The sequence below is a fragment of the Bradyrhizobium sp. BR14999 genome, from assembly GCF_056106085.1.
Genome location: NZ_CM148536.1, coordinates 1,349,392 through 1,374,570 on the forward strand (window position 1 = coordinate 1,349,392; position 25,179 = coordinate 1,374,570).

General features: G+C 64.6%; 22 protein-coding genes and 1 tRNA gene. 9 read left to right on the top strand and 14 right to left on the bottom strand.

Features of this window, described 5'->3' with window-relative positions:
• Nucleotides 1-57 precede the first annotated feature (57 nt).
• A complete protein-coding gene (gene proB / locus ACR9YP_RS06355; RefSeq protein ID WP_474219228.1) occupies nucleotides 58-1,179 on the bottom strand; it encodes a glutamate 5-kinase in 1,122 nt (373 codons plus the stop codon).
• A 198-nt stretch (nucleotides 1,180-1,377) separates the two neighbouring features.
• On the opposite strand from proB, the gene ACR9YP_RS06360 reads away from it, so the two are divergent.
• On the top strand, nucleotides 1,378-2,343 hold the full coding sequence (locus ACR9YP_RS06360) for a Bug family tripartite tricarboxylate transporter substrate binding protein (RefSeq protein WP_438103585.1): 966 nt from the start codon (nucleotides 1,378-1,380) through the stop codon (nucleotides 2,341-2,343).
• Nucleotides 2,344-2,503: 160 nt separating this feature from the next.
• Here the strand turns inward: ACR9YP_RS06360 and ACR9YP_RS06365 are convergent, their stop codons facing one another.
• The 3 genes from ACR9YP_RS06365 to ACR9YP_RS06375 all read right to left on the bottom strand — a co-directional run bounded on the left by ACR9YP_RS06365 (nucleotide 2,504) and on the right by ACR9YP_RS06375 (nucleotide 5,994).
• Nucleotides 2,504-4,138 (bottom strand): alkaline phosphatase family protein, encoded by a 1,635-nt coding sequence (locus ACR9YP_RS06365; RefSeq protein WP_438103584.1) that lies wholly within the window; start codon nucleotides 4,136-4,138, stop codon nucleotides 2,504-2,506.
• A gap of 248 nt (nucleotides 4,139-4,386) precedes the next feature.
• A complete protein-coding gene (gene obgE, locus ACR9YP_RS06370) occupies nucleotides 4,387-5,427 on the bottom strand; it encodes a GTPase ObgE (RefSeq protein ID WP_128942479.1) in 1,041 nt (346 codons plus the stop codon).
• 84 nt (nucleotides 5,428-5,511) lie between these two features.
• Nucleotides 5,512-5,994 (bottom strand): MaoC family dehydratase, encoded by a 483-nt coding sequence (locus tag ACR9YP_RS06375; protein ID WP_438103583.1) that lies wholly within the window; start codon nucleotides 5,992-5,994, stop codon nucleotides 5,512-5,514.
• A 263-nt stretch (nucleotides 5,995-6,257) separates the two neighbouring features.
• On the opposite strand from ACR9YP_RS06375, the gene ACR9YP_RS06380 reads away from it, so the two are divergent.
• Nucleotides 6,258-7,172 (top strand): DMT family transporter, encoded by a 915-nt coding sequence (locus ACR9YP_RS06380; RefSeq protein WP_474219229.1) that lies wholly within the window; start codon nucleotides 6,258-6,260, stop codon nucleotides 7,170-7,172.
• A gap of 199 nt (nucleotides 7,173-7,371) precedes the next feature.
• On the opposite strand, the gene ACR9YP_RS06385 is transcribed toward ACR9YP_RS06380, so the two are convergent.
• The 3 genes from ACR9YP_RS06385 to rplU form a co-directional block, all read right to left on the bottom strand.
• On the bottom strand, nucleotides 7,372-7,965 hold the full coding sequence (locus tag ACR9YP_RS06385) for a GNAT family N-acetyltransferase (protein ID WP_164935160.1): 594 nt from the start codon (nucleotides 7,963-7,965) through the stop codon (nucleotides 7,372-7,374).
• Between the two features lie 152 nt (nucleotides 7,966-8,117).
• Nucleotides 8,118-8,387: a 50S ribosomal protein L27 gene (rpmA, locus tag ACR9YP_RS06390; protein ID WP_091893154.1), complete on the bottom strand. Its 270-nt coding sequence runs from the start codon at nucleotides 8,385-8,387 to the stop codon at nucleotides 8,118-8,120.
• A gap of 102 nt (nucleotides 8,388-8,489) precedes the next feature.
• A complete protein-coding gene (gene rplU / locus ACR9YP_RS06395) occupies nucleotides 8,490-8,876 on the bottom strand; it encodes a 50S ribosomal protein L21 (protein WP_370990217.1) in 387 nt (128 codons plus the stop codon).
• Nucleotides 8,877-9,210: 334 nt separating this feature from the next.
• Between rplU and ACR9YP_RS06400 the strand changes: the two genes are divergently transcribed.
• The gene (locus ACR9YP_RS06400) at nucleotides 9,211-10,347 is read left to right on the top strand and encodes an ROK family protein (protein WP_438103582.1); all 1,137 of its coding nucleotides are present in this window, start codon (nucleotides 9,211-9,213) and stop codon (nucleotides 10,345-10,347) included.
• Nucleotides 10,348-10,616: 269 nt separating this feature from the next.
• On the opposite strand, the gene ACR9YP_RS06405 is transcribed toward ACR9YP_RS06400, so the two are convergent.
• Nucleotides 10,617-11,480, bottom strand: a complete 864-nt coding sequence (locus ACR9YP_RS06405) for an alpha/beta fold hydrolase (protein ID WP_474219230.1) — start codon at nucleotides 11,478-11,480, stop codon at nucleotides 10,617-10,619.
• Nucleotides 11,481-11,616: 136 nt separating this feature from the next.
• Here ACR9YP_RS06405 and ACR9YP_RS06410 point away from each other — a divergent pair.
• Nucleotides 11,617-11,706: transfer RNA gene (locus ACR9YP_RS06410), tRNA-Ser, on the top strand.
• 3 nt (nucleotides 11,707-11,709) lie between these two features.
• Here the strand turns inward: ACR9YP_RS06410 and ACR9YP_RS06415 are convergent.
• The gene (locus ACR9YP_RS06415; RefSeq protein ID WP_438103580.1) at nucleotides 11,710-12,609 is read right to left on the bottom strand and encodes a LysR family transcriptional regulator; all 900 of its coding nucleotides are present in this window, start codon (nucleotides 12,607-12,609) and stop codon (nucleotides 11,710-11,712) included.
• 116 nt (nucleotides 12,610-12,725) lie between these two features.
• On the opposite strand from ACR9YP_RS06415, the gene ACR9YP_RS06420 reads away from it, so the two are divergent.
• Complete coding sequence (locus ACR9YP_RS06420; RefSeq protein ID WP_438103579.1) at nucleotides 12,726-14,366, top strand: FAD-dependent oxidoreductase; 1,641 nt, start codon at nucleotides 12,726-12,728, stop codon at nucleotides 14,364-14,366.
• Nucleotides 14,367-14,437: 71 nt separating this feature from the next.
• Complete coding sequence (locus ACR9YP_RS06425; RefSeq protein ID WP_438103578.1) at nucleotides 14,438-15,418, top strand: Bug family tripartite tricarboxylate transporter substrate binding protein; 981 nt, start codon at nucleotides 14,438-14,440, stop codon at nucleotides 15,416-15,418.
• Between the two features lie 118 nt (nucleotides 15,419-15,536).
• Here ACR9YP_RS06425 and ACR9YP_RS06430 read toward each other — a convergent pair whose 3' ends face one another.
• Nucleotides 15,537-16,523, bottom strand: a complete 987-nt coding sequence (locus ACR9YP_RS06430) for a Bug family tripartite tricarboxylate transporter substrate binding protein (protein WP_438103577.1) — start codon at nucleotides 16,521-16,523, stop codon at nucleotides 15,537-15,539.
• 542 nt (nucleotides 16,524-17,065) lie between these two features.
• Between ACR9YP_RS06430 and ACR9YP_RS06435 the strand changes: the two genes are divergently transcribed.
• Entirely contained in the window at nucleotides 17,066-18,337 is a 1,272-nt protein-coding gene (locus ACR9YP_RS06435) for a DUF2157 domain-containing protein (RefSeq protein WP_438103576.1), read from the top strand.
• Complete coding sequence (locus ACR9YP_RS06440; protein ID WP_438103575.1) at nucleotides 18,334-18,948, top strand: GDYXXLXY domain-containing protein; 615 nt, start codon at nucleotides 18,334-18,336, stop codon at nucleotides 18,946-18,948. Before ACR9YP_RS06435 ends, ACR9YP_RS06440 begins: the two co-directional genes overlap by 4 nt.
• Nucleotides 18,949-18,952: 4 nt before the next feature.
• Here ACR9YP_RS06440 and ACR9YP_RS06445 read toward each other — a convergent pair whose 3' ends face one another.
• Nucleotides 18,953-20,320 carry an aminotransferase-like domain-containing protein gene (locus ACR9YP_RS06445; RefSeq protein WP_438103574.1) on the bottom strand — a complete coding sequence of 456 codons (1,368 nt, stop codon included), beginning with the start codon at nucleotides 20,318-20,320 and terminating at the stop codon, nucleotides 18,953-18,955.
• A gap of 160 nt (nucleotides 20,321-20,480) precedes the next feature.
• On the opposite strand from ACR9YP_RS06445, the gene ACR9YP_RS06450 reads away from it, so the two are divergent.
• The gene (locus ACR9YP_RS06450) at nucleotides 20,481-21,341 is read left to right on the top strand and encodes a DMT family transporter (RefSeq protein WP_474219231.1); all 861 of its coding nucleotides are present in this window, start codon (nucleotides 20,481-20,483) and stop codon (nucleotides 21,339-21,341) included.
• A 131-nt stretch (nucleotides 21,342-21,472) separates the two neighbouring features.
• Here the strand turns inward: ACR9YP_RS06450 and ACR9YP_RS06455 are convergent, their stop codons facing one another.
• From ACR9YP_RS06455 to ACR9YP_RS06465, 3 genes are all read right to left on the bottom strand, one after another.
• Nucleotides 21,473-22,681, bottom strand: coding sequence for an EAL domain-containing response regulator (locus tag ACR9YP_RS06455; RefSeq protein ID WP_128942469.1), 1,209 nt, complete (start codon nucleotides 22,679-22,681; stop codon nucleotides 21,473-21,475).
• 291 nt (nucleotides 22,682-22,972) lie between these two features.
• A complete protein-coding gene (locus ACR9YP_RS06460) occupies nucleotides 22,973-23,398 on the bottom strand; it encodes a hypothetical protein (protein WP_438103573.1) in 426 nt (141 codons plus the stop codon).
• Nucleotides 23,399-23,876: 478 nt separating this feature from the next.
• Nucleotides 23,877-25,040: a hypothetical protein gene (locus ACR9YP_RS06465; RefSeq protein WP_438103572.1), complete on the bottom strand. Its 1,164-nt coding sequence runs from the start codon at nucleotides 25,038-25,040 to the stop codon at nucleotides 23,877-23,879.
• Between the last annotated feature and the right edge of the window lie 139 nt (nucleotides 25,041-25,179).

The following is a 25,179-nucleotide window of genomic DNA, read 5'->3' on the forward strand; positions in this document are numbered from 1 at the left end:
CGCGACAGGCTGGGTCGCTGGCCTACCCGGTTTCTTGCAAAAGGGCCGCTGCGGCCCTTACCCGCCCACCACGAGGTCGTCGCGGTGGATCATCTCGGACCTGCCGCTGATGCCGAGGATGGTCATCACGTCCGGGGAGGAGCGGCCCTTGATCCGCTCGGCGACCTCGGCGTCATAGGCGATCAGGCCACGCCCGACCTCGCTGGCGTCGGGACCGCGCACGATCACGGCATCACCGCGGGCAAACTGGCCCTCGACCTTGATCACGCCGGCCGGCAGCAGGCTGGCGCCGGCGCGTAGCGCCGTCACCGCGCCGGCATCGATGGTCAGCGTGCCCTTCGGCTCCAGCGTGCCGGCGATCCAGCGTTTTCGCGAGGTGATGGGATTGGCCGGCGTCAGGAACCAGGTGCAGCGGCCGCCATCGGCGATCGCCTGCAACGGATGTTCGATCTTGCCGGAGGCGATCAGCATATGCGTGCCGCCTGTCGTGGCGATCTTGGCTGCCTCGACCTTCGTGCGCATGCCGCCGCGCGACAGCTCGGACTCGGCATCTCCCGCCACCCCCTCGATCTCCGAGGAGATGCTCTCGACCACCGGAATCAGCTTTGCGTTCGGGTTGTTCTTGGGCGGGGCGTCGTAGAGGCCGTCAATGTCGGAGAGCAGCACCAGGAGGTCGGCGCTCGCCATGGTGGCGACGCGCGCCGCGAGGCGGTCATTGTCGCCGTAACGGATCTCGTTAGTGGCGACCGTGTCGTTCTCGTTGATCACGGGAATCGCGCGCCACTCCAGCAGCTTGCCGATGGTGGAACGCGCATTGAGATAGCGGCGGCGCTCTTCGGTGTCCTGGAGCGTCACCAGGATCTGGCCGGCGCCGATGTCGTGCGCACCGAGCACCTCCGACCAAATCCGCGCCAGCGCGATCTGGCCGACCGCGGCGGCGGCCTGGCTCTCCTCCAGCTTCAGCGGACCGCGCGGCAATTTGAGGCGGCCGCGGCCGAGCGCGATCGAGCCCGAGGAGACCACCAGCACGTCGCGGCCTTCGCGGTGCAGTTTTGCCATGTCGTCCGCCAGCGCAGCCAGCCAGGACGCCCGCACCTCGCCCCTGTCGGAATCGACCAGCAGCGCGGAGCCGACCTTGACGACGATACGGCGGAATTGACTGAGTTCGGGGCTGGCCATGTGTATTTGTGCTGGCGCTGGATGCGAATTGCTCGGGAAACGGCGGAGCGACAGGCGGCGCCGATGAGTCCTGCTTTTGCAGCAGGACGGTGACCGGCGCAAGGCAGCCGGCATGGTAAACGGCGCATGTCGGCCTTGTCTCGGGCGTCCGCCTGGCTCTAATCGCCATCAACCAAAATGGGCTGAAAGAGGAAACGAATGGATCGCCGCAACTTCATGGCCGGATGCTTGGGGCTGCCGCTGCTGGCGCAGGCGGGTGGGGCGCAAGCGCAGGCCGGGCTCACAAGGGTCATCTTCCCGTTCGCTGCGGGAGCTGGCGGCGACACGCTGTGCCGGCTGATCGCGCAGGAGATGGCGCCAGCGTTGCAACGGACCGTGGTGGTCGAGAACCGCACCGGCGGCGACGGCCTGATCGGCATCAAGGCGGTGAAGGGTGGCAGTCCCGACGGCAGCATGGTGCTGGTGACGACGGGGCCGACCATGTACCTGCTGCCGATGGTGGAGACGACACCGAGCTTCGACACGGCCAAGGACTTCATGCCGGTGTCGCTGCTGGCGCGGTTCGAATTTGCGCTGGTGATCAACCCGGCGGTCGACGCCACTGATTTCAAGAGCTTCGTGGCGTGGCTCAAGGCGCATCCGGACAAGACCTCGTTCGGGGTGCCGAGCAACGGTACGATTCCACATTTCATGGGTTCCAAGCTCGAGAAGGATCTCGGCATTCCCCTGACCCGCGTGCCCTATCGCGGCAGCGCGCCCATCCTCAACGACATCGTTGGCGGCCACATCTCGTTCGGCATCACGACATTGGCCGACGCTCTGCCGCAACATCGCGCCAAGGGCGTGAAGATCATCGCGGTCGCAAGCGCGGAACGCTCGCCCTTTGCACCAGACGTTCCGACGCTGAGGGAGAGCGGCATCGATCTCGTCGCGGACGCCTGGTACGGCATGTGGCTTCCGGCCGGCAGTCCGCCGGAGTTCGCCAGCAAGCTCGGCGCCGCCGCAAGTGCCGCGCTCGCCAAGCCCGAGGTGAAGGAGAAGCTCACCGCGATCGGGCTCATTCCGGTCGGGTCCACGCCGGAAGGATTGACGAAGGAGCTCGCAGCGAACATCGCCTTGTGGCAACCGATCGTGAAGGCGACGGGATACAAGATCGAGAACTGAGGCTTCTCCCTCTCCCCGCTTGCGGGGAGAGGGTTGGGGTGAGGGGGAGTCTCCGCGGGGCCGGTGAGAGTTGGACGCGCGGAGAGTCCCCCTCACCCGGATCGCATCTCGCGATGCGATCCGGCCTCTCCCCGCAAGCGGGGAGAGGCAAAGAGCGCCTCTACATCTTCGCGCGCTGTGCGATGCCGTCCTTGATCGCTGCAAGCTCCGCCTCATCCCAGATGCCGATCAAAACCCCACCCTTCACCTGCAGCTGGTTATCCGCATAGGCCGCGATCTTCTCGCGCGGGGTGGTGATGTGGTCGTTCGGATGCAGCGCCCAGTCGAATAGCTCGGCCTGAAGCCGCGCGATGATGCCGGCGCAATCAGGATCGTCGCCGCGATCCAAAAACTCGTCCGGATCGGTTTCGAGGTCATACAGCATCGGGCGGAATCCGGAGGCGTGGATGTATTTCCAGCGGCCGTCGAATACCATGAACAGGCGGCAGCGCTCGATCGGCTGATTCAGCTTCAGCCGCACATCCTGCATGGCGTAGTCATATTCGGAGAATGCCACCTTGCGCCAATCAGGTGGCGTCGGGCCACGCAGCAGCGGCAGCAGCGAGCGTCCTTCGAGAATGTGGCCCGGCACCTTGCCGCCGAAATAATCGACGAAGGTCGGCGCGAGATCGATAGCCTCGACCAGCGCATCGCTGCGTGCGCCACGCGTGGTGTCAGCTTCTTGCGACGGATCGATGATGATCAGTGGAATCTTGGCCGACTGCTCGTGGAACAGGTCCTTCTCGCCCATCCAGTGATCGCCGAGATAGTCGCCGTGATCGGAGGTGAACACGATCATGGTTGTTTCCAAGAGGCCGCGTTCCTCCAGAAACGTCATCAGCACGCCCATCTGGTCGTCGATCTGGGTGATCAAGCCCATATAGGTCGGGATCACCTTCTCGCGGGCATCATCGCGCGCCATGTTGCGCGAGTAGCGCATGTCCATATAGGCGCCGAACACCGGATGCGGGTTCTGCCGCTCGCGCTCGGAGCGGATCACCGGGATCATGTCATCAGTCAAATACATGCTCGCATAGGGCTCGGGCGCGATATAGGGCCAGTGCGGCTTGATGTAGGACAGATGCAGGCACCACGGCCTGCCGTCCGTCTCAGCCTCGCTGATGAAGTCCATCGCGCGCCGCGTCATGTAGGGCGTCTCGGAGTGCTCGTCCGGCACGCGCGCGGCCTTGTCGGCATGCACCAGCAGCCACCCATTCTGCAACGAGCCGTCGTCCGCCGCGCCGGAATTGGCCCAATGCTCCCAGGGATTGGTGGCCTCAAAGCCCTGCTGGCGCAGATATTCATCGTATTTCGGCCGTGGCCGGCCGGTCGGATGCAGGCCGTCGTCACGCTCATAGGGCTCGAAGCCGCATTCGGCGACGTGCACGCCGATGATCGATTCCGGGGGAATGCCGAGCGCCTTCATGCCCTCGAGGTCGGGCGCCATGTGGGTCTTGCCGACCAGCACGTTGCGCACGCCGATCTTGCCCAGGTGATCGCCGAGCGTGGGTTCGCCGACACGCAGCGGCCAGCCGTTCCAGTGCGAGCCGTGCGAGCGCATGTAGCGCCCGGTATAGAACGACATCCGCGACGGGCCGCAGATCGGCGACTGCACGTAGGCCTTGCTGAAGAGTACGCCACGCTTGGCCATGGCGTCGATGTTGGGTGTCTTCAGCGTGGGATGGCCGGTGCAGCCGAGATAATCATAGCGAAGCTGGTCGCACATGATCCAGAGAACGTTCTTCGCGCGCGCCATGCGTCTCGCTCCGTACTTCGTTTGCCGGATATTGCGCTATCGATGGCGCGAAGAAAACCTCTCCCGAAGGGAGAGGTCGGCGTAGGCCGCCTTTGGCGGCCGTACTTAGCAGAACGCCGAAGCAAAGCTTCGGCTACGGCGTCGGGTGAGGGGTTACGGTCTCTCGTGGGACCTGAGCCCCTCACCCGATTTGCTGCGCAAATCGACCTCTCCCCGTCGGGGAGAGGTGTCGAGAGAGTGTCGTCTTACTACGCCGACCACGGCTCCGCTTCGGCGGCGCTCTTGGCCTTGGCGGAGACCGGGCTCTCGCCGATCACGTCGGCCAGCGCGCGCAGGGCTTCCTTGACGCCCTGGCCAGTCGCGCCCGACAGCAGCAGTGGCGTCTTCTTGGCGGCGCGCTTCAGGCGGTCCTTCTGCTTCTTCAATTCGTCCGGCTCGACCGCGTCGATCTTGTTGAGCGCGACGATCTCGATCTTGTCGGTGAGCTGGCCGCCATAGGCCTCCAGCTCCGTCCGCACCGTCTTGTAGGCTTTGCCGGCGTGCTCGCTCGTCGCATCGACGAGATGCAGCAGCACGCGGCAGCGTTCGACATGGCCGAGGAAGCGGTCGCCGAGGCCGGCGCCTTCATGCGCGCCTTCGATGAGACCCGGAATGTCCGCCAGCACGAATTCGCGGCCGTCGGCATTCACGACGCCGAGCTGCGGATGCAGCGTGGTGAAGGGATAGTCGGCGATCTTCGGCTTTGCCGCGCTGACCTTGCTGAGGAAGGTCGACTTGCCGGCATTGGGCAGGCCGACGACGCCCGCATCCGCGATCAATTTCAGCCGCAGCCAGATCCAGCGCTCTTCGCCCACCTGGCCGGGATTGGCGTTGCGCGGCGCACGGTTGGTCGACGATTTGAAATGCGCGTTGCCGAAGCCGCCATTGCCCCCCTCGGCCAGCACGAATTTTTCGCCGACCTTGGTGAAGTCGTGGATCAGCGTCTCGCGGTCCTCGTCGAAGATCTGCGTGCCCACCGGAACCTTCAGCACGATGTTCTTGCCATTGGCGCCGTGGCGGTCCGAGCCCATGCCGTTCTCGCCCTTCTGGGCCTTGAAATGCTGCTGGTAGCGGTAGTCGATCAGCGTGTTGAGCCCATCGGCGACCTCGATGATCACATTGCCGCCGCGGCCGCCATTGCCGCCGGAGGGACCGCCGAATTCGATGAACTTCTCGCGGCGGAACGCCACGCAGCCGTTCCCGCCGTCACCGGAGCGGATATAGACCTTTGCTTCGTCGAGAAATTTCATGGGCCATAGGTAGGCCAGCTCGCCCGGCCCGGCAACCCGAATTGACCCATGCATCGGCGGAAATTCCGCGATTTTGGGGCGTGCTTAACCTGCGGGCCTTTTCCGGATCAGGAATTTCTGCGTGCCCTCCAGCACCAGCTCCTTGCGCTGGTTGAACACGGTGCTTTTGAGCGAGACGACGCCGGTCGTGCGACCCGGCACCAGCTCGGTGACTTCGAGCGCGGGATAGATAGTGTCGTCGGCGAACACGGGCTTGAGAAACCGGCTTGACTGCTCGAGGAAGCCGACCAGGGATTCCTCGACCATGAACGGAAACAGGCCGGCACCGGGCGCGGTGTGGATCAAGGTCTGGAAGCCGTGGGCGAGCAGATGCGGCATGTCGCGGGCGCGGCAATATTCCACGTCATAGTGCACCGGATGGGTGTCGCCGCTTGCGGTCTGGAATGCCGCGAACACGGCGGAAGTCTGAGTGCGGCTCGGCAGCACGAAACGCTCGCCGAGGACGAAATCCTCAAACCAGCGTTGCGTCGGGATCATGCGATGCCGGGAGGGATCGAAATCGGTCATGCCGCGTCCTTTCGTCGGTATGAGTTCTATCGCTACCGCGATGCGAAGAGTGCGACAATCCGTTCAATTCGGCGGAAGTGGGCTTGTCCAGCGCGCCTGCGTCATTAAAACGACCGAAGCGACACTACTCGCCGTTTTTCGACGCTCCCTCCGCTCGTCATTGCGAGCGAAGCGAAGCAATCCAGACTGCCTCCGTGGAAACAGTCTGGATTGCTTCGTCGCAAGAGCTCCCCGCAATGACGGGTTTTCCACGAACGACAGCAATGCCCTTCTTCAAGAATCTCTCCGCCTATGACGACCGCTCGGCACGGCTGACCGGCATCGCCTTGATGGTGCTGTCGATCTTCATGTTCTCGTTCGGCGACGCCATGGGCAAGTTCCTGGTCGGCACCTATTCGGTGGGGCAGCTCCTGTTCCTGCGCGCCTGCGCGGCGCTGCTCTTGCTGTCGCCGTTGGTCTGGAAGCAGCGTCACCACTTCCTGCAGCTGGAGCGGCCGGGGTTGCAGCTGTTTCGCGTCGTGCTGTCGACTCTGGAAGTGGCTGCCTTCTTCCTCGCGACCGTCTATCTGCCGCTCGCCGACGTCATCACCTATTATCTCGCCGGTCCGATCTTCGTCACCGCGATGTCGGCGATCTTTCTGGGCGAGAAGGTCGGCTGGCGGCGCTGGACCGCGATCCTGATCGGCTTCTGCGGCGTCTTGATCGCGCTGCGGCCTTCCGCGCAGACCGTCAGCCTGCCGGCGCTGATCGCGCTCGGCGGCAGTCTCTCCTTCGCAACGCTGATGCTGATCACGCGCAGCCTGCGCAAGACGCCCGATATCGTGATGGCGTCCTCGCAATTCATCGGCACGTTTTCGCTGGGTGCCGTGCTCTCAGCATTTCACTGGGTGCCACCGACATCGGGCAGCCTCGTGATCTTCGCGCTGGCGGGATGCGTCTCGGTCACCGCGCTGTTCTGCGTCAACCGCTCGCTGAAGCTCGCGCCGGCCAGTGTCGTGGTGCCCTACCAATATTCGATGATCGTCTGGGCCGTGATCTTCGGCTTCGTCGTGTTCGGCGACGTGCCCGAAGTCGCCACCATCGTCGGCGCCGCCATCATCATCGGCGCCGGGTTCTACATCTATCTGCGCGAGCGCGACCTCGGCCGCGAGAGCGCCGAGGTGAATCCGCCGGCGTAGCTCTTACCCTCCCCTGGAGGGGGAGGGTCGCTCGCGCACCGCGCGAGCGGGGTGGGGTGACAGTCTTTCCGCGAAGATGGTGCTTGGATTGGCGGTGATGGGTGAGACCATTGCTGTGGCTTCACCCCACCCCGCTGCGCATTCCGCTTCGCTGCATGCGCATCGACCCTCCCCCTCCAGGGGAGGGTGATCGGTGGTCCTACCTCATCCTCCTCGCACTGCTCCAGCTCTTCAGCGACGCCCACACGCCGCGTGACAGGCGGAAGCAATCGACGGGCGTGGACGAGCCCAGCGCCAGGAAGCGGTGCAGCTGGACGCCGCTCCACTGGAAGCCGCACTTCTCCAGCACCTTGCGCGAGGCCGGGTTGGTGACGCGCGCGCCGGCATAGAGATGATCGTCCTCGAACTCCTCGAAGAAGAAGTCGATCGCGCCGCGTGCGGCCTCGGTGGCAAAGCCCTGGCCCCAATGCTCGACGCCGAGCCAATAGCCGAGCTCGGCATTGTCGGGCGTGGAGCAGTCGATGCCGACCATGCCGATTGGGCCGCTGTCGTGCTCGATCAGGAACACGGTCTCGCTGCCGAGCGCGGCGGTGGCGCGTATGAATTCGACGGCGTCGTCCTGCGAATAAGGATGCGGCAGGCGGCGGGTGTTTTCTGCGATGCGGCGGTCGTTGGCGAGCCGGGCGATGGTCCTGACGTCGGCGAGTGTCGGCCGCCGCAAGGTCAGCCGCTCGGTGGCGACGACACTCGGTCTCGCCTCCTGCAAGGTCACGCTCGAGAAATCCTGCAACATGTCCGGCTCCTGGAAAGTCACTAAGTCAAAGTGAGCAAGTCAAAGAAAAGGGGAGGCCGGTTTCCCGCCTCCCCTGGAGCCTTCGATCTCTATGATCTCTAGGACTCCGCCGGTTTGGTCAGGACCCGGCGGATTCCCATTTGATCCGCCGTCTATTCAGCCGCCTCTGCGATCGGGAGTACCGATACGAAGGTGCGGCCGTTGGCTTTGGCCTGGAACGCAACACGACCTTCGACCTTGGCGAACAAAGTGTGGTCCGTGCCCATGCCGACATTAAGGCCGGGGTGCCAGGTGGTGCCGCGCTGACGCGCAATGATGTTGCCGGGAGCGACGATCTCCCCGCCGAACGCCTTGATGCCGAGGCGCTTGCCCTTGGAATCGCGTCCGTTACGCGATGAACCGCCTGCTTTTTTGTGAGCCATGGCTCGTCTCCGAAATCCTACGTATGTCTAGATCAATTCCTTGACGGAATCATTTCACGATTTCTCACGCATCAATTCGTGAATTGGCGTGATCAAATCTCGTTATTCGGCGGCTTCCGTTGCGGACTCCTTGGCCACCTTCTCCTTCTTCGGACGCGGGCCCTTGGTGGGCTTGGCGCCGTCGGTCAGGATCTCGCTGACGCGAAGCACCGTGATCTCGTCGCGATAGCCGCGCTTGCGGCGCGAGTTCTTGCGGCGGCGCTTCTTGAACGCGATGACCTTCGGTCCGCGCTTGTGGTCGAGCACCTCGACCGCAACGGACGCGCCTGCGACCGTCGGGACGCCCAGGACCGGTGTGTCGCCGCCGACCACCAGAACTTCATTCAACTGCACGATCGTGCCGACTTCGCCGGCGATCTTGCCTACTTCGAGAACATCATCCGGCACGACGCGGTATTGCTTGCCGCCGGTTTTGATGACTGCGAACATCGTTTTTTTCCTTCGTGTTCAATCCCGGCCTCGCGACAGTTTGTCGGGGCCGGCTTTTTGTCAGTCGCTACGGGTTTATGCGAAGCTTTGTGCGGGCGGGAGTTATCCCTTTGAAAACCCACGCAAAAGCAAGCGGCGCGAGAAACGCCTCGCGCCGGCTGTGGGACTTATAGCCGCCGGACGCCGCAAGTCAAGGAAAAGCGAGCGAAAACGGTCAGGATTTGAAGGATTTGGGTCCATTCCGGTGTGTGGCCCGAATCTGCGGCCGGCTTGAAACCAACGGGTTCCCTCCCCGTTGTGTCCTCGCAAATCGGACACGCGGGCAAGGGCTATCATGGCAACAGACCAGCTGGTCAACACGACGGGCATCGCCCAGCACGGGGCGAGCCGCCTGCCGTCGGTCGACGTCGACAGCTTCAACATCGAGCTCAAGGACGACGAGGGCTTTCTGGGCGACCGCGCCAGCAAGGGCGCGTTTCGCGAGATCCTCGAAGAGTGGCGCAAACCGCTTCGCAAGAGCGGCGAGGATCCCTTCGGCGACGAGCCGTCCGACAAGATCAGCAAGAAGGTCCTCGATGCCGTTCTGGTCGGCGACGATACCGAGGCCACGGCCGTCGTGCATAGCGCGATCGAGGATTTCGCGCAGGAGCTCGCTTACGTCACGCGGCGGTTCCTCAAGACCAAGGCCTGGGCCAAGACCGACTGCATTGTGGTCGGCGGCGGCTTTCGCGCGAGCCGGCTCGGCGAAATCGCCATTGCCCGGGCCGAGATCATCCTCAAGTCGGAAGGCTTCGAGGTCGATCTGGTGCCAATCCGCTTCGATCCTGATGATGCCGGGTTGATTGGAGCCCTGCACCTCGCACCGTCCTGGATTTTCGAGGCCTATGACAGCATCCTCGCGGTCGACATCGGCGGAACGAACATCCGCTGCGGGATCGTGGAGACGCGCTGGAAGAAGGCGCCCGATCTGTCCAAGGCCGCGGTCTTCAAATCCGATCTGTGGCGCCATGCCGATAGTGAGCCGAGCCGCGAGGCCGCGGTGAAGCGGCTGGTCAAGATGCTCGAAGGCCTCATCGAGGATGCCGAAGCCGAAGGCTTCAAGCTCGCGCCGTTCATCGGCATCGCCTGTCCCGGCGTGATCGATGCGGACGGCTCCATCGAGAAGGGCGCGCAGAATCTGCCCGGCAATTGGGAGAGCAGCAAGTTCAACCTGCCGGCAAGCCTCGTCGAAGCCATCCCCGAGATCGGCGGGCACGACACCGCGGTCGTGATGCACAATGACGGCGTGGTTCAGGGCCTTTCGGAAGTGCCGTTCATGCAGCACGTCGATCGCTGGGGCGTGCTCACCATCGGCACCGGCCTTGGCAATGCGCGCTTCACCAACCGCCGCAAGGAGGGCGGTAATGGAAAAGACCGGGATTCCACGGAGAACGGCAAGAAAAAGGGCAAGAACGACAACAAGAACGACTAGCTCGGGTTTTCGAGCGAAGTGGACACCGGTTCGCGTCAAGGAAACGCGTCCAACAAGAATCTGGAGCCCGTTTCGGGCTCCACAGTAACCTTGACTGGTTAGGTTAAGGGGCGGATTGCGTTGCGCGGTGCGGGCTGCACGCTAGGGTCGAATCGTCGCTTCACTCGGCCGGCGAAGCCGCCCTTCCCGGTCAGTATTTCAATGAGCGGCAAGGGACCGCCAGTGTTTACCGCGTCTGGCGGTCCCACCCCGTTTCTTGGACCCGGGCCTCAATTCCAGCCGATGCGCTGAAAGAACGCCGCGATCTCCATGGCCGCGCGATCCGGATCTTCCCGATGCGGGAAGTGGCCAACGTCCGGAAACATCGCCAGATCGAGTTCGCTGAAGGTTTCGCCGAGCCGATCGGTCCAGGCATAGGGAAACAGCGGGTCGTGCTCGGCCCAGCGCACGCAGGTCGGCACATTGATCGGCGGCAGGCGTGGTGCCTCACCCTTCATCATCGCGATGCGCCCGGCATGCGAGGCGCGATAATGCGCAAAGCCGCCGGCGAGATTGCCGTCCTTGAGGAAGTTATCGGCGAAGGCGTCGAGCACGTCGTCGAAAGCATCTTTGCGGTGCGCCCAGCCTTTGAGGAAGTGGCTGATATAGAGCCGGCAGGTCTCGCGGCTGGCGCCGACCAGCGCCGGGGCCATCTCCATCTGGTGAAAGGACTGGTACCAGATGTGGTTGAGCCTATCGGGGGCTGCCATGCGCGGCCCGATGCCGGGATAGACGAAATCGAAGAAGAACAGCCCGGTGAGCCGTCCCAGTGCCTGTCGGGCCAGGGGCTGCATCACGGCGCCGCCGACGTCATGACCCACGACGCCGAATCGGTCGATGCCGAGCCCGTCCATCAGCGCTAGCATGTCCGCCGCATGGCCATCCGGTCCGTAAGGGCCATCAGGCTTGTCGCTGTCGCCAAAGCCGCGCAAATCGGGCGCGATCAGCATGAAACGGTCCGAAAGCCTAGATATCACCGGCTCCCAGGTCCGCCAGAATTCCGGCCAACCATGCAGCAAAAGCAGCGGTTTGCCCCGTCCAGCGCGGACCAGGTGGAAATCGGCGCCATTGGCCGCGATCGTCAGATGCTCCACGGCGGTTCCTTTCGGAATGAGAGGGAAGGGATGAAACAGGCGGCGGATTTTCGCCTTTCGCGCCTTGTCTGGCCGGCCATCCTCGCCTATTACACGCCCCGACCACAGGGGTTCCTACCTCTTATCGGCACCTTCAGGAGAGGTGGCAGAGTGGTTGAATGCACCGCACTCGAAATGCGGCATAGGTGCAAGCCTATCGGGGGTTCGAATCCCTCCCTCTCCGCCATTATCAAGTAGATCGCTCCGCAAGCACCGTCCTCGCCGTCGCCACAAACGCTTGCGCCGCCGGCGAGAGAGTTCGTCCCTGGCGCTGGAGCAGCGATACCGGGCGGGTGATGGCCGGGCGCACCAGCGGCTTCGCGATCAGCGTCGGGAATTGATCGGCCGGCAGCATCGTTGCAGGAAGGATGGCGAGGCCGAGACCCTGCGCGGTCATGGCGAGCGCGGTGTTGATCAACGTCACTTCATAGGTCGGATTGAGGCGCTTGCCCTGCGCGCCCAATGCCTGATCGATCTGCATACGGATCCGCGTCTCGCGCCGCATCGCGATCGTCGGGAACTGCTCGAGCTCGTCCCATGTGAGGGAACGACGTGCGGCGAAGTCCGCGGTGCGGCGGCCAATTGCGCTCAGGCGACCGCGGGTCAGGGTCTCGACCGACATCTCCGCGATCTCGCCCTCCACGCTGCCGATCGCGAACTCTGCATCGGTTGCGATCATACGCGGAACGAGATCGTCCGCGGCAACGTCGCGCATGTCGATCTCAATGTCCGGATAGCCCGCGCGGAATTTCGCCAACACCAAAGGCAGCAGCGCCGATGCGGCGCCGGCTGACGCGAGAAACACGACGCGACCTGCGCGCGCCTGCGCGAGGTCATGCATGCGCCGTGACAGTCCTTGCGCATCGCTGAGCATCCGTTCGGCGGCATGAAAAGCTTCGTCGGCGGCCAGCGTTGGCTGCACGGACCGCGTGGAGCGATCGAACAGCCTGACGCCAAGTTGGACCTCGAGCTGCTGGACCAAGAGGCTCGCCGCCGATTGCGTGATCCCCAGCTCGCGCGCGGCCCGCGTGATGCTGCGCGTCCGGTACACGCCGGTGAAGGCCTGCAGCTGCCTCAAGGTGACATTCATAGGCAATGCTCATGAATTGATGAGTTCTTTCTGGCTTATCTCATAAGCGACCCTGCAATAAAATGCATGCTGCGTGGACGGCGAATCCGCGGGTGAAGCATGGGATGGAAACGAGCATGAGGACACAGGTGCTGGTGGTGGGCGCCGGGCCCGTCGGATTGACCGCGGCGATGGATCTGGCCTCGCGCGGGATCGACGTCGTCGTCGCGGAGGTCCGCCATGCCGGCGATCCGCCCAGCGTCAAATGCAATCACGTTTCGGCGCGCTCGATGGAGATCTTCCGCCGGCTCGGCGTCGCCGCAAAGCTGCGCGACGCAGGCCTCCCGGCCGACTTCCCGAACGATTGCTCCTACCGGACCACCGCGACCGGCATCGAACTTTGCCGCATCGACATCCCCTCCCGCGCGCGCCGTTACACCGCAACCGGCGGCCCCGACACCTGGTGGCCGACGCCCGAGCCGCCGCACCGGATCAACCAGGTCTATCTCGAGCCGATCTTGTTCGGCCATGCCGCCGCGCAGCCGCGCATCACCATTTTGGCGCGCACGGAAATTACGGACATCGAACAGAACAACGGCCATGTAATCGCGATAGGTCGCAACCTCGACAGCGGAAATCCGCTCCGTATCGAAGCCAACTTCGTGGTCGGGTGCGATGGCAGCCGCTCGCTGGTGCGAAAATCGATCGGTGCGAGCCTGTCCGGGACGCCAGTGATCCAGCGCGTGCAATCGACCTATATCGAAGCTCCGCAACTCAAGGAACTGATGGGAGCGCACAAGCCTGCCTGGATGGTGCTCTCGCTCAACCCGCGGCGGTCCGGCACCACGGTTGCGATCGATGGTCACGACCGCTGGCTGATCCACAATCACCTGAAGCCCGACGAGCCCGAGTTCGATTCGGTCGATCGCGACTGGGCGATCCGCGCCATTCTCGGCGTCGATGCGCGCTTCGAATACCGGGTCCTTAGCAAGGAGGACTGGGTCGGGCGCCGGCTGGTGGCCGATCGCTTCCGCGATCGCAGGGTCTTCATCTGCGGCGACGCCGCGCATTTGTGGATGCCCTATGCCGGCTACGGCATGAATGCGGGCATTGCCGACGCCGTCGACCTCTGCTGGCAATTGGCGGCGCATCTGAACGGGTGGGCGCCGGCTTCAATTCTCGACGCCTATGAAGCGGAGCGCCAGCCCATCACCGAACAGGTGTCGCGCTTTGCGATGGACCACGCGATGAAGATGATGGCCCAGCGCGGCGGCGTCTCGGCGGAGATCGAGGATGCCACGCCGCGCGGTCACGCGGCGCGCGCAGCGCTGGCCAGGGCGGCGTATGATCTAAACGTGCAGCAATATTGCTGCGCCGGCCTCAACTTCGGCTACTACTACGATGCCTCGCCGATCATCGCCTATGACGGCGAGACCCCGCCGGCTTACGCGATGGGAAGTTTTGCGCCTTCCACCGTACCCGGCGCCCGCGCGCCGCATCTGTTCCTGCGCGACGGCCGATCGCTCTACGATGCATTCGGGCCCGGCTATACATTGCTGCGGCTCGATCCGGCGATCGATGTGGCACGATTCAAGTCGGCCGCGGAGGAACGCGGCATGCCGCTCACGCTGGTCGACATCGCGCCGGACGAGGCGAACGGTGCCTATGCCGAGAAGCTAGTGCTGGTGCGGCCAGACCAGCACATCGCCTGGCGCGGGCAAGTCGCGCCCGACAATCCACAAGGCTTGCTGGCACGCATCACCGGCGCGGCGGCGTAAGGCGACATCAAGCTGCCCGGCCGACCCGTCTGGTCGGGACTCACAAACAAGAACGGACTGAGGAGGGAAATGTGTTTCACGCTGCGAGGCGCCGCATTCTGGCCGTGCTGACGGCCGCGACTTTCGTCGTGCTGCCGCTGGGGGGCGTTGAAGCGGCCTATCCGGAGCAATTGATCAAGATCATCGTGACGTTCCCGCCCGGCGGCAGCGCCGATACCGTGATCCGCGCGCTCGAGCCGCTGGTCACCGCCGAACTCAAGCAAAGCCTGGTGATCGAGAATCGCGCCGGGGCAGGGGGCAACATCGGCATGGCCGCGGTCGCGCAAGCCAAGCCGGACGGCTATACGCTCGGTGTCGCACCGGCAGGCAGCCTCACGGTGAACCCGCACCTCAATTCGTCAATGCCGTTCGATCCCAAGGATCTCGCGCCCATCACCCTGCTTGCGGAGATTCCCTTTGTGCTGGTGGCGTCTGCAAACGTGCCCGCGCACACTGCGGCGGAGACAATCGCGCTCGCCAAGGCAAAGCCAGGCACGTTGTCGATCGGACATGGCGGCAATTCGACCGCCATGCATCTGACGGCAGCGCTGTTCACGCAGAAGTCCGGGATCACCATGGAGCTGGTTCCCTATCGTGGGACGGCGCCAGCGACGGTCGACGTGCTCGCGGGGCACGTCCCGTTCGCGGTGCTGGATATCCCCGCATCGCGGCAGCTGATCCTCGAAGGCAAGCTCAACGCGATCGGCGTCTCCTCGGCGCGCCGTCTTGCATCCCTCCCTGACGTGCCGACGCTTGCCGAGAGCGGGATCGCGGGTTTCGAATCGGTCGGCTGGTTCGGTCTCGTTGCTCCGGCCGGCACGTCTGCGGATGTCGTCGGCCGACTGAACGAAGCCTTCACGAAGGCCCTGAAAGACCCGTCGGTGGTCGAGAAGATCCGGACGCTCGGCGCAGAGCCCGCGCCGACATCGCCTGAGCAGTTCGGCCGCTTCATTCAGGGCGAAAGCGCGAAATGGGGCAAGCTGATTGGCGAGGCCGGGATCAAGGCGAACTAAAGCGCGATGCGATGAGGATGAATCGTCATCGCGCCTTAGGTTGTTGTTTGAGCATGATCTTTTCGGAAAACCGCTGCGCACTTTGCGCTCACGCGGTCCTTCGGGTCCGGATCATGCTTTAACGCGCGGCGATGCCCGCGCTCTCGATCACCCGCTTGTAGCGTGCGGTCTCCTCGACGATGAACGGCTCCATCTCGGCCGGCCCCTTGTCGGCGATCGACACCTGGCCGTTGGTGGAGAGGTCCGCGACGATGGCGGGGTCGGCGAGCACGGCGGCCAGCGCCTCAGAGAGCCTGCCCACGATTCTCGGGTCGGTTCCGGCTGGGACCGAGACCCAGGTCGAGCCGACATTGACGGCGTCCGGGTAGCCGACCTCGAGCATCGTGGGCGCGCCGGGCAGCGCGGCCAGCCGCGCCGTGCCGGTGGTGCCGAGCACCTTGACCTTGCCGGTGTCGATCAGCGGCCTGAGCACGGTAAGGTAGTCGAAGGAGACGTCCAGGATGCCCGACATCATGTCGGTCATCTGGCTCGAGCCCGACTTGTAAGGCACGTGGGTCAGCTTGATGCCGGCGGCGGCCTGGAACATCTCGCCGGCGAGGTGCTGGGCGGTGCCGGGGCCGGGGGAGCCGAAATTGACCTTGCCTGGGTTGGCCTTCGCGTACGCGACGAACTCAGCCAGCGTGTTGTAGGGTGCTGCCGCGGTCGCGACGAGGATCTGGTTCGACGAGCTCACGCCGCGGACGTGGACGTAGCTCTTGAGCGGGTCGTAGTTGAGCTTCGCCAGCCCCAGGTTCGGCTGGATCGTCATAGGCCCGCCGGAGGCGTAGAGCACGGTGTAGCCGTCGGGCTGGGCCCGGGCAACGAACTCCGTCCCAATGGTCCCGCCAGCGCCGGGGCGGTTCTCCACCACCACGGGCTGCCCAAGCCGCGTCCGCAGCAGCTCCGCGATCTTGCGCGAGACGAGGTCGGTGACGCCGCCGGCCCCGAACGGCACTACCCAGGTGATCGCGCGGTTCGGCCAGGATTCTGCGGCCGTCTGAGCCCCCGCGGCGCCCGCCTGGAGCGCCAGCGTCGTCGCGGCGACGAGGCACAAGAGCGCTCTCATCACCTTGTCGGCGATGCCTTCCATGGTTGCAGTTCTCCCCCGCTGCCGTGTGGCCGTTTATGGCCATGTTGACTGAAAGTTACAGCTGTGAGTCTCTTCCAACCATTGGCGTAATCTGAGCATCTCTTTTGCAGAATATGAAAAGATGGATGAATTGCCTTCAGGTCGTGGAACTGTTCATCAGCACCGTCCGCGAGGGCAGCTTCTCGGCGGCGGCCCGCCGCGCCGGGCTCTCGCCGACCTTGGTGTCGCTACATCGGCGAGCTCGAAGCGCAGTTCGGCGTGCAGCTGTTCAACTGCAGCATCTGATCGGGCGCATCGGTCGCGATCTCTCGCCGGCCGCGCGCTTCAGCGCGGCATGCTTGCGGGCGGTCAGCCGATCCGCGACCGCAAGCTCGCCGGCTGACGTGTCGTGCAGCAACCGTCGATGCCCTCTGCAGCCAGTGCGGTCTTGAACCCGCCATCGGCGGAATCCGACCAAGCAACATCCCGCCGGCTGACTGGCGGCAGCCGCCCGCCGGCAGTTTAGGTGATCCAGGACGATGTTCGATAAAACCTACCGGCAGCGCCTCGAAGCCGATCTTGCACAATGGGAAGCTGAAGGTGTGATCGCGCCGGCGGTTGCCGCCTCCATCCGCGCCGCGCTGCCGCCGCTCCCAGCCGGCATCAACATCGCTGTGGTCGTCGCCATCGTCGGTGGCCTGTTGATCGCGGCGGCCTTCCTCGCCTTCGTCGCCGCGCACTGGACCGAGATCGCGCGGCTGCTGCGGTTCGCAATCCTGCTCGCCGGCATGGTCGTCGCTGGCGGCCTCGGGGCCTGGTTCGCAACGACGGGTCGCACTGTTCTCGCCGATCTCTGTGCGAGCATTGGCGCGATCATCTTTGGCGCGGGCATCGCGCTGGTCGGCCAGATGTACCATCTCGGCGACGATTTTGCCGGCGGCATGCTGCTGTGGTCGATCGGGGCATTGGCCGCCGCCTTGTTGACGGGCTCGCGCGGTGCGCTCGCGGTCGGTCTCGTGGCCGCCTCGATCTGGACCTGCTTGCGGACTTACGACACGCCGGACGCCCTGCATCTTCCGTTCGTGGCCGTCTGGCTCATCGCCGCCGCGACGGCCTTCGCATGGAATTCTCGCGTGGCGGCGCATCTCGTCGCGATCGCGATGCTGCCGTGGTGGATCGCGACGTCGCTTCGCTTCGAATTCGATGGCGCCCAGCCATCATTCCTGCTCGCGAATGGTGCGGCGCTGTTGTTCGGCGCGGGGCTCGCGATCGCCGCATCGCCGTCGCCGAGGGCGCTCCGCCTCGGGAGCGTTCTGTCGATCTACGGGGCGTTTTCGCTGGCCGGCGTTGCCTTCCTCGAGGTGACGACAGTCGACGACATCGTCCGCTTCCGGACCGGCGCGGTGCCAGCTCAACCGCTTTGGGCGATCCTGTGCGGGATCGCGGGTGTGATCCTGGCTCTCGCATCCGCCGGGATCACCAGGCGCGCCGGTGAAGTCCTGGCAGCATGCGCCATCGGTCTCGTGCTGCTCGCCGCGCCGATCTGGCCGGCATCTGCGGCCGGCGAACCCTGGTTCGCCTATGCCGCACTGCTCTGCGCCATGTTGTGCCTCGTCGTCTCCGGCATGCTCGATGAGGTGCGCCCGCGGATCGTTGCCGGCTGGCTCGGCATCGCCGGCGTGATCGCGGGCATCACCTGGGCCGTGAAGGGCTCGCTGCTGGGTCGCTCGGCCTTCCTTGCGGCGGCCGGAATCATCGCAGTCGGATTTGCGACCGCGCTCAATCGCATGCTGCCGAGGGCTGCGCGATGATCGAACTGGCCGTATCCGTCACAAAACTCTGGCAGCGCATTCCGAAAGCCGTGCTGTTCGGGGTCGCCGTCCTGCTTCAATGCGTGCTGCTGGTCCTGATGGTCGCCGATCGCATGCAGATCCTGCGTGAAGGTCGTGAGGTGACCTTGCAGACGCAGCCGGTCGATCCTCGCGATCTCCTGCGCGGCGACTATGTCGTGCTCCGCTACGACATCTCGCAAGTGCCGGCCGGCGCGCTCGCCGGCAAGCCGGCCGCCGAACGCAATGCCGTCGTGTTCGTCAAGCTCGCGCCCAATGCCAGCGGCCTTTACGAGGCCGTCTCGGTGCATGCCGAGCCTGTCCCGGTCACGGCGCCTGAAGTGCTGATCCGCGGCCGCGTCGGCTATTCGGGAGGCGCCTGCGGCACAAATGGCCGCACCTTCTGTGACAAGCTGACGATCAAATACGGTCTCGAAAGCTATTTCGTGCCCGAAGGCGAGGGCAAGAAGCTCGAGCAGGCGCGCAACCAGCAAAAGCTGCGGGTCGTCGCCGCGGTGCTGCCTTCGGGCCGCGCCGCCATCAAGCGGCTGCTGCTCGACGGCGAACCGGTGTATGAGGAGCCTTGGTACTAGACGTCTATCGTTCGGTGCCCGCCTTCAACGCCCGCCGCAGCACATCCCACATCCTGGGATCGCCCATCTGCGCCACGTTGAACCGCATGAAGTTCGATGCCGTCTGTGACACGCTGAACACGTTGCCCGGTGCCAGCACCACGTCCTCTTCGAGAGCCGCGCGCGCGACGGCCGTGGCATCCCGTCCATCGGGAAGACGGCACCAGAGGAAGAAGCCGCCGCGCGGCGTCAGCCACGGCTCGATGCCGAGCGCCTGAAGTTTTCGCGCGACGTCACGCCGGGCGCGCATGAGCCGTTGCCTGAGCTCGTCCATGTGCTTGCGATAGCTGCCGCCGGCCAGCACCTTTGCGATGATCTCGGTCGCGACCGGGCTTGAGCCGCCGAAGCTGGTTGCGACCTGGAGATCGACGAGATGCTCGATCCAGTCGGCGCGCGCGGCGATATAGCCGCAGCGCACCGAGGCCGATAGCGTCTTGGAGAAGCTGCCGATGCGGATCACGCGGGCGAGACCGTCGAGCGCGGCAAGGCGCGGCGAGCGCTCCGGCTCGAAGTCGCCGAAAATATCGTCCTCGACGATGGTGACGTCGTGCGCGGCGGCCGCGCTCAGCAGACGGTGCGCAGTCGGAAGCGACAACGTCGCGCCGGTCGGGTTGTGCAGCGCTGAATTGGTGATGTAGAGCCGCGGCCGTTCGCTGGCGAGGACCTGCTCGAAGCTTGCGACGTCCGGACCCGATGGCGTGTAGGGCACGCCGACGATCTTCGCCTGGTGCGCCCGCAGCAAGGCGCGAAAATTAAAGTAGCAGGGATCATCGACCAGCACGGTGTCGCCGGGACGGAGCAGGAAGCGGCAGACGAGATCGGCACTTTGCGTGCCCGAGCCCGTGAGCATGAGCTGGTCGACCGACACCTCGATCGCATCTTCCGCAAGACGCGTAAGCAGCAGCCGGCGCAGTGCCGGCGAACCGCGCGTGCCGCCGTAGTCCGCCAATAGAGTCGCATGGGTCCGCGCGAGCGCGCGGATAGCGCGTCGCAGCGCCGCCTCCGGCATCCACTCCGGCGGCAGCCAGCCGCAGCCGGGCTTCAGCGCGGTCGTGTCCGCATCAAGCGATTGCCGCGAAACCCAGAATGGATCGACCTCCCGGTCGCGGCGCGGCTCGGCCTCGGTCAGTGCGAGCGGCGGCATGATCGTCGGCGAGACATAGAAGCCCGAGCCGCGACGGGCACGAATCAGCCCTTCCGCGGCCAGGCGGTCATAGGCCTCGACGATGGTGGAAGGCGAAACCCCCAGCGTCGCCGCAAGGCTGCGGATCGATGGCAAGCGGTCGCCGGCACCGAGCGCGCGGCCCGCGACCTTGGCGCGGATGGCACTCATCACGCCTGCGGTCCGCGTTCCGTTGCGCCCTCTCGCTGATGCCTCGCTGTCCAAGTGTATCGCCTTCCATATCCATACAGTTTTGCCAGATTGTACTGAACTGTCGCTGGTCTTGTCACTGGCGATGGCCAAGCATCGCGCTCCAAAAAGCGAGACAGGAATGCACTCTTCAGCCACCGGCTGGGGCCACGGTCTCCTCGGCGTCATCATCTTCAGTGGCTCGCTGCCGGCGACGCGGGTGGCGGTCGGCGGTTTCTCCGCGCTATTCCTGACATCCACGCGCGCGGTCATTGCGGCGTTGATCGGACTTGCCATGCTCGGCTTGCTCCGTCAGGCACGGCCGGCGAAGCACGATCTCGCCTCACTCGCCATCGTCACCATCGGTGTCGTGGTCGGCTTTCCCTTGCTGACCGCGCTCGCGCTCCAGCACATCACCTCGGCGCATTCGATCGTCTTCATCGGCCTCTTGCCGCTATCGACCGCGATCTTCGGCGTCTTGCGCGGCGGCGAGCGGCCGCAGCCGTTGTTCTGGCTGTTCGCCGTCCTCGGCAGTGCCACCGTCGCGGGCTTTGCTCTGTCGAATGACGGCTCAGCCTCGCTCACCGGCGATCTCCTGATGGTGGCCGCGATCGTCTTATGCGGTCTCGGCTATGCCGAAGGCGCCGCGTTGTCGCGCCGCCTCGGCGGCTGGCAGGTGATCTCCTGGGCGCTACTGCTCGCGCTGCCGCTGATGGTGCCCGTCGCGATTTGGACGTGGCCGCCGACATGGAGCGGCGTCAGCGCCCCCGCCTGGATCGGGCTCGCCTACGTCTCGATCTTCAGCATGTTCGTCGGCTTCATCTTCTGGTATCGCGGGCTTGCGCTCGGCGGCATTGCGCGTGTCGGCCAGTTGCAACAGCTCCAGCCATTCTTTGGCCTGGCGCTTGCCGGCCTGTTGCTGCACGAGTCGGTTGCCTGGAGCATGATCGCCGCGACCGCGCTCGTGGTCGTCTGCGTCTTTTTCGCGCGGCGGTTTGCGTGATGATGGCCGGCTAGTCCTGCCTTCGGCACGGCAAGAGCGCGAGTGCACGGACTGCCCAAGCAGGCCCGGCGAACGCGCGCGAGATCAATGATTCCCGCGCGCGCCCAGCGACGTACGAGCCGCGAACGAGCTCACTCCATCACGGTTTTCGTCAGCGTCGAGCGGGCGAATTTCTTCAGCGGCATCGGCTTGCCGAACAGAAAGCCCTGCACGAGATCGAAGCCGAGCTCGTTCGCGCCGACGAGGTCGGCGCGGCTCTCGACGCCCTCGGCGACCACGCGCGCGCCGTAGCCTTGCGCCAGCTCGACGATGTGACGGCACACCGTGCGCTTCAGCCGGTCACTGCCGCTGCCGGTGACGAAGTGCCGGTCGGCCTTCATCATGACGAAGGGAATCTTGTCCAGGCCCATCAGCGCCGGCCAGTTGGCGCCGAGATTGTCGATCGCGAGGCCAATATTGTGCAACCCCACCTCGCGTGCGACCTCGGTCAGGAGATCGAGATCGCGGGTCGCTTCTTCGCTGTCGATCTCGATGGTCAGCCCGCCGAAGGCCGGATGCGTCGGCACGCGGCGACAGAGATCGCGCACCGCCTGCGGCGCCTTCAGATAGGACGCTGGTAGGTTGATCGAGAGATCGACCGGGCTCTGCTGCTCCAGCAGATAGTGCCAGTCCTGCATGGCGCGCTCGATCACGAATTCCGAGAGATCACGCAGATGCGGATCATGCTCCTCGGGAATGAAATAGGCCGGCGGCACGACGCCCCAGGTCGGATGGCGCATTCGCACCAGCGCCTCGGCGCCGCTGCGGATCAGCGTGCGCGCGTCGATCTTGGGCTGGTACCAGAGCTCCAGCCAGCCGGCATGCAAGGCCTCGCCGACATGCACGGCCGGGCTCGGCGCCGGCTCCTCCGGCAGCAGCATCGCGACGCGCTCGCGCAGCGTCTCCGCGGCAAAGGGCGTGGTCAGCGGCGGCAGCATCGCAAGGCCATATTCCTCGCCGACCTGCCGCACGGCCCTGACGACGATCGATTCGCGGGCGCCGACCGCCAGAACCTTCCCGGCGAAGCCCTCACGCACCAAGACCTCGAGGAATCTCCCCGGCTCGATGCCGTCGGTGGCGACACCGAGCAGGATCAGATCCGGCAATTCGGTGGCGAGCACGGTTTGCAGCTCGTCCGCGCTGGCGCATTCGCAGGTAACGAAGCCAAGATCCTCGAGCACTTCGCTGAGGAAGGCGCGCAAGTGACGCTTGCTGTCGGCCACGCAGGCGCGCGGCGTCACCTTTCGCCGTCCGAAGGTTACAGGCCTTCGTCCGACGAGTTCAACAATCCCATCGTTCATCAACACCACTCCCGTTCCGTGACGGTTTCTTAAACGCGGAGCGTGGGTTCAAATAAGGAGAGCGTCACGTCGCTGTTGAATTATTTGAGTAACGTTAAGCCCTGCAATTAGAGCTAATTTGTCGACAGATTCTTCGAAAAGAATTCGCATACTCCGGCACCGCACGCGCAACGGCTGCCAGCGCATGCGGAATTTCTCCCGCGCGATCGATGAACGTGCGGCTTGCCGACGCCAGGCATCGAGTGATGCGGTTGCGTGGCCCTTCGCTCCAATGACAGGACGATTGGAGAATTAATTTCCGGCGGCTTTTTCGTGTTGTGCCACGCCGACCGCCTTGTAGTCATAGGTCGGATAGAATTCGGTGCGATAAGATCCCCATGCCGTGTCCTCGATGACGCGGTTGACCTCGCGCAGCCGCGACGCCGGCAGGCGCAGCGTGATCACTTGGCCAATGCCCATCATCACATACCAGCTCACGACCTCGACGCCGGCCGGCGGAAACGCCTTGTAGAAGCCCTGCGTCTCGAGTTGCGCATTCAGCTCGTGCAGCGGCCGGGATTGATCGTGTTTGAAGAAGACGGTCAGCAGCACCGCGTTGTCGGCGGTCGGCGCAGCATTGCCTTGCGGCGTCGTCGTCTGCGCCATCGTCGTCGATGTGAGCGCGAGCGCACTCACGAGCAACATCACCATCGTCAGGGTCCGTCGGTTCGATCTCATCGCGACCTCCTGCGGCTTGTTCCTTCGCAGCATCGGAGGATAGGAGCGACAGCTACGGCCGCGGAACTCATTTTCGCGCGATGCGGGCATGTTCCATCTGCGCTCGTGACAGTTATGCGACGATGCGTCCGCGCCTGTCGGCGCAAATGTGAAACACATCACATGCGCACTGCTGCGCCTGCGCTATTGCTCCGCGCATCCGGTGGTGGGCTGTCGAGGATGCAGCAATGACGATGCGGCGAATGATGTATTGGTGGTTCAGATTCGTGCTGTCGGGGCGATTTCTCGATCGCTTCCTGTGTCTGCCGCGCGCGCATTAGGGCATGATCCGGAAAAGTGTGAAGCAGTTTTCCGAAAAGATCATGCTCAAACAAAGACCTAAAGCGCGATGACGATTCAATTCGATCTCATCGCGCTTTAGGGCATGATCACTCACCGATAACGCGAAGGCCCCTCGCGCTTTGATGACTGCGCGATATCAGGTCTGCCCGATCAATTTGCGAAACGCCGCCGCGCCGTCCTGCATCGCGTCGCGTCCCTTCCAGGCGAGATAGGTCAACTTGCCGCCGAGCGTGTCGTGGCTGCGCAGGCGGCGCGATCCGAGAATGTGGCCGACATTGGCGGGGAAGCGGCTGACCTCGGCGGACACCAGTGCCGCGATCGCGTCCATCAACTGCTGGAGGCGGATGCCCCACTCGCAATGTTCGATGTCGTCGATGCGGACCTTGAGCGCATATTCGATGTCGTAGATCTCGGCGAGCAGGTCGCGGGCGACCAGCACGCGGTTGTGCCGGAGCGCGACCCGAAGAGCGAGGCGCTTGTCGTCGAGCCGGTCGAGCACCATGGGAACGACACAGGCATAGGGCGCGGCGGCGACGTCGGCGGCGCTCTTGGTTGCGGCGGCCTTGGTGGCGAGGCGCACCAATTGCCAGGGCGTCTTCAGGCGCCTTGCCACCAGTGCCAATGCGAAGGGCAGCGCGCGGGGATGGGACTTCCTGAAGCCGTCGAGTTGCGAGGTGATCTGGGCCACCTGGTTGTCATCGAACTTCGCGATCTGCTCGGGCAGTTTTTCGTTGAACTTCGGCAGCGCGTCGCCGGCGCGCAGCACGTCGAGCATCTTCATCACGTCGTCGAAGGCGGTGCGCGATGCCGTGTACTGCGCGAGCTTGGCGCGTGCGAGCTCGGTGCTATCCGCCGACGCCAGGGTGCTCTCGAGGACCTTGAGGACCTTGGTCTGGAAGGTCGACGCGATCTTTTGCACTTCCTTCGGATTGTTGGCGGCGACCTGGTCGTTGATAGCCTTGATGTAGTCGCGTGCCATGGTCGGCAGCAGGTCGCGGCAGATCCATTCCCAGATAGGGGTGAGCGTGTTGCGCGAGATCCGCCCCGCATTGGCGTGCTCGGGCGCGCCGTCGATCAGAAGCAGCTCGAGCGGTGCGAAGAAATAGCGCGAGGGGCTGGTGGCGCGCGCCTGGGTCGATCCGTCCTTGCGAAACTCGGCGCGCAAGCGCGACTGGATGTCGGCCGAGCCCGGCATGTCGATGCCGCACAGCTCGAGCCGCTCGAGTTCGCTGAGCAGACAGCTGCGCGACAGCGGCGTCAGCCTCTGCAAGAATTCCGAAAGCCGATCGATCTCATTCATGGCACGCAATCTTTCGCAGCGTTTCCCGCAGGCATGCGGGCCCAATGCGTGGAGGCATTTGCGCGCTCTCAATCTCCCTAGAGAAGCAAGTCGCCGTTAATTAATCCGTAAAATCCGGGGGGCGGGGATGATCGGAGGC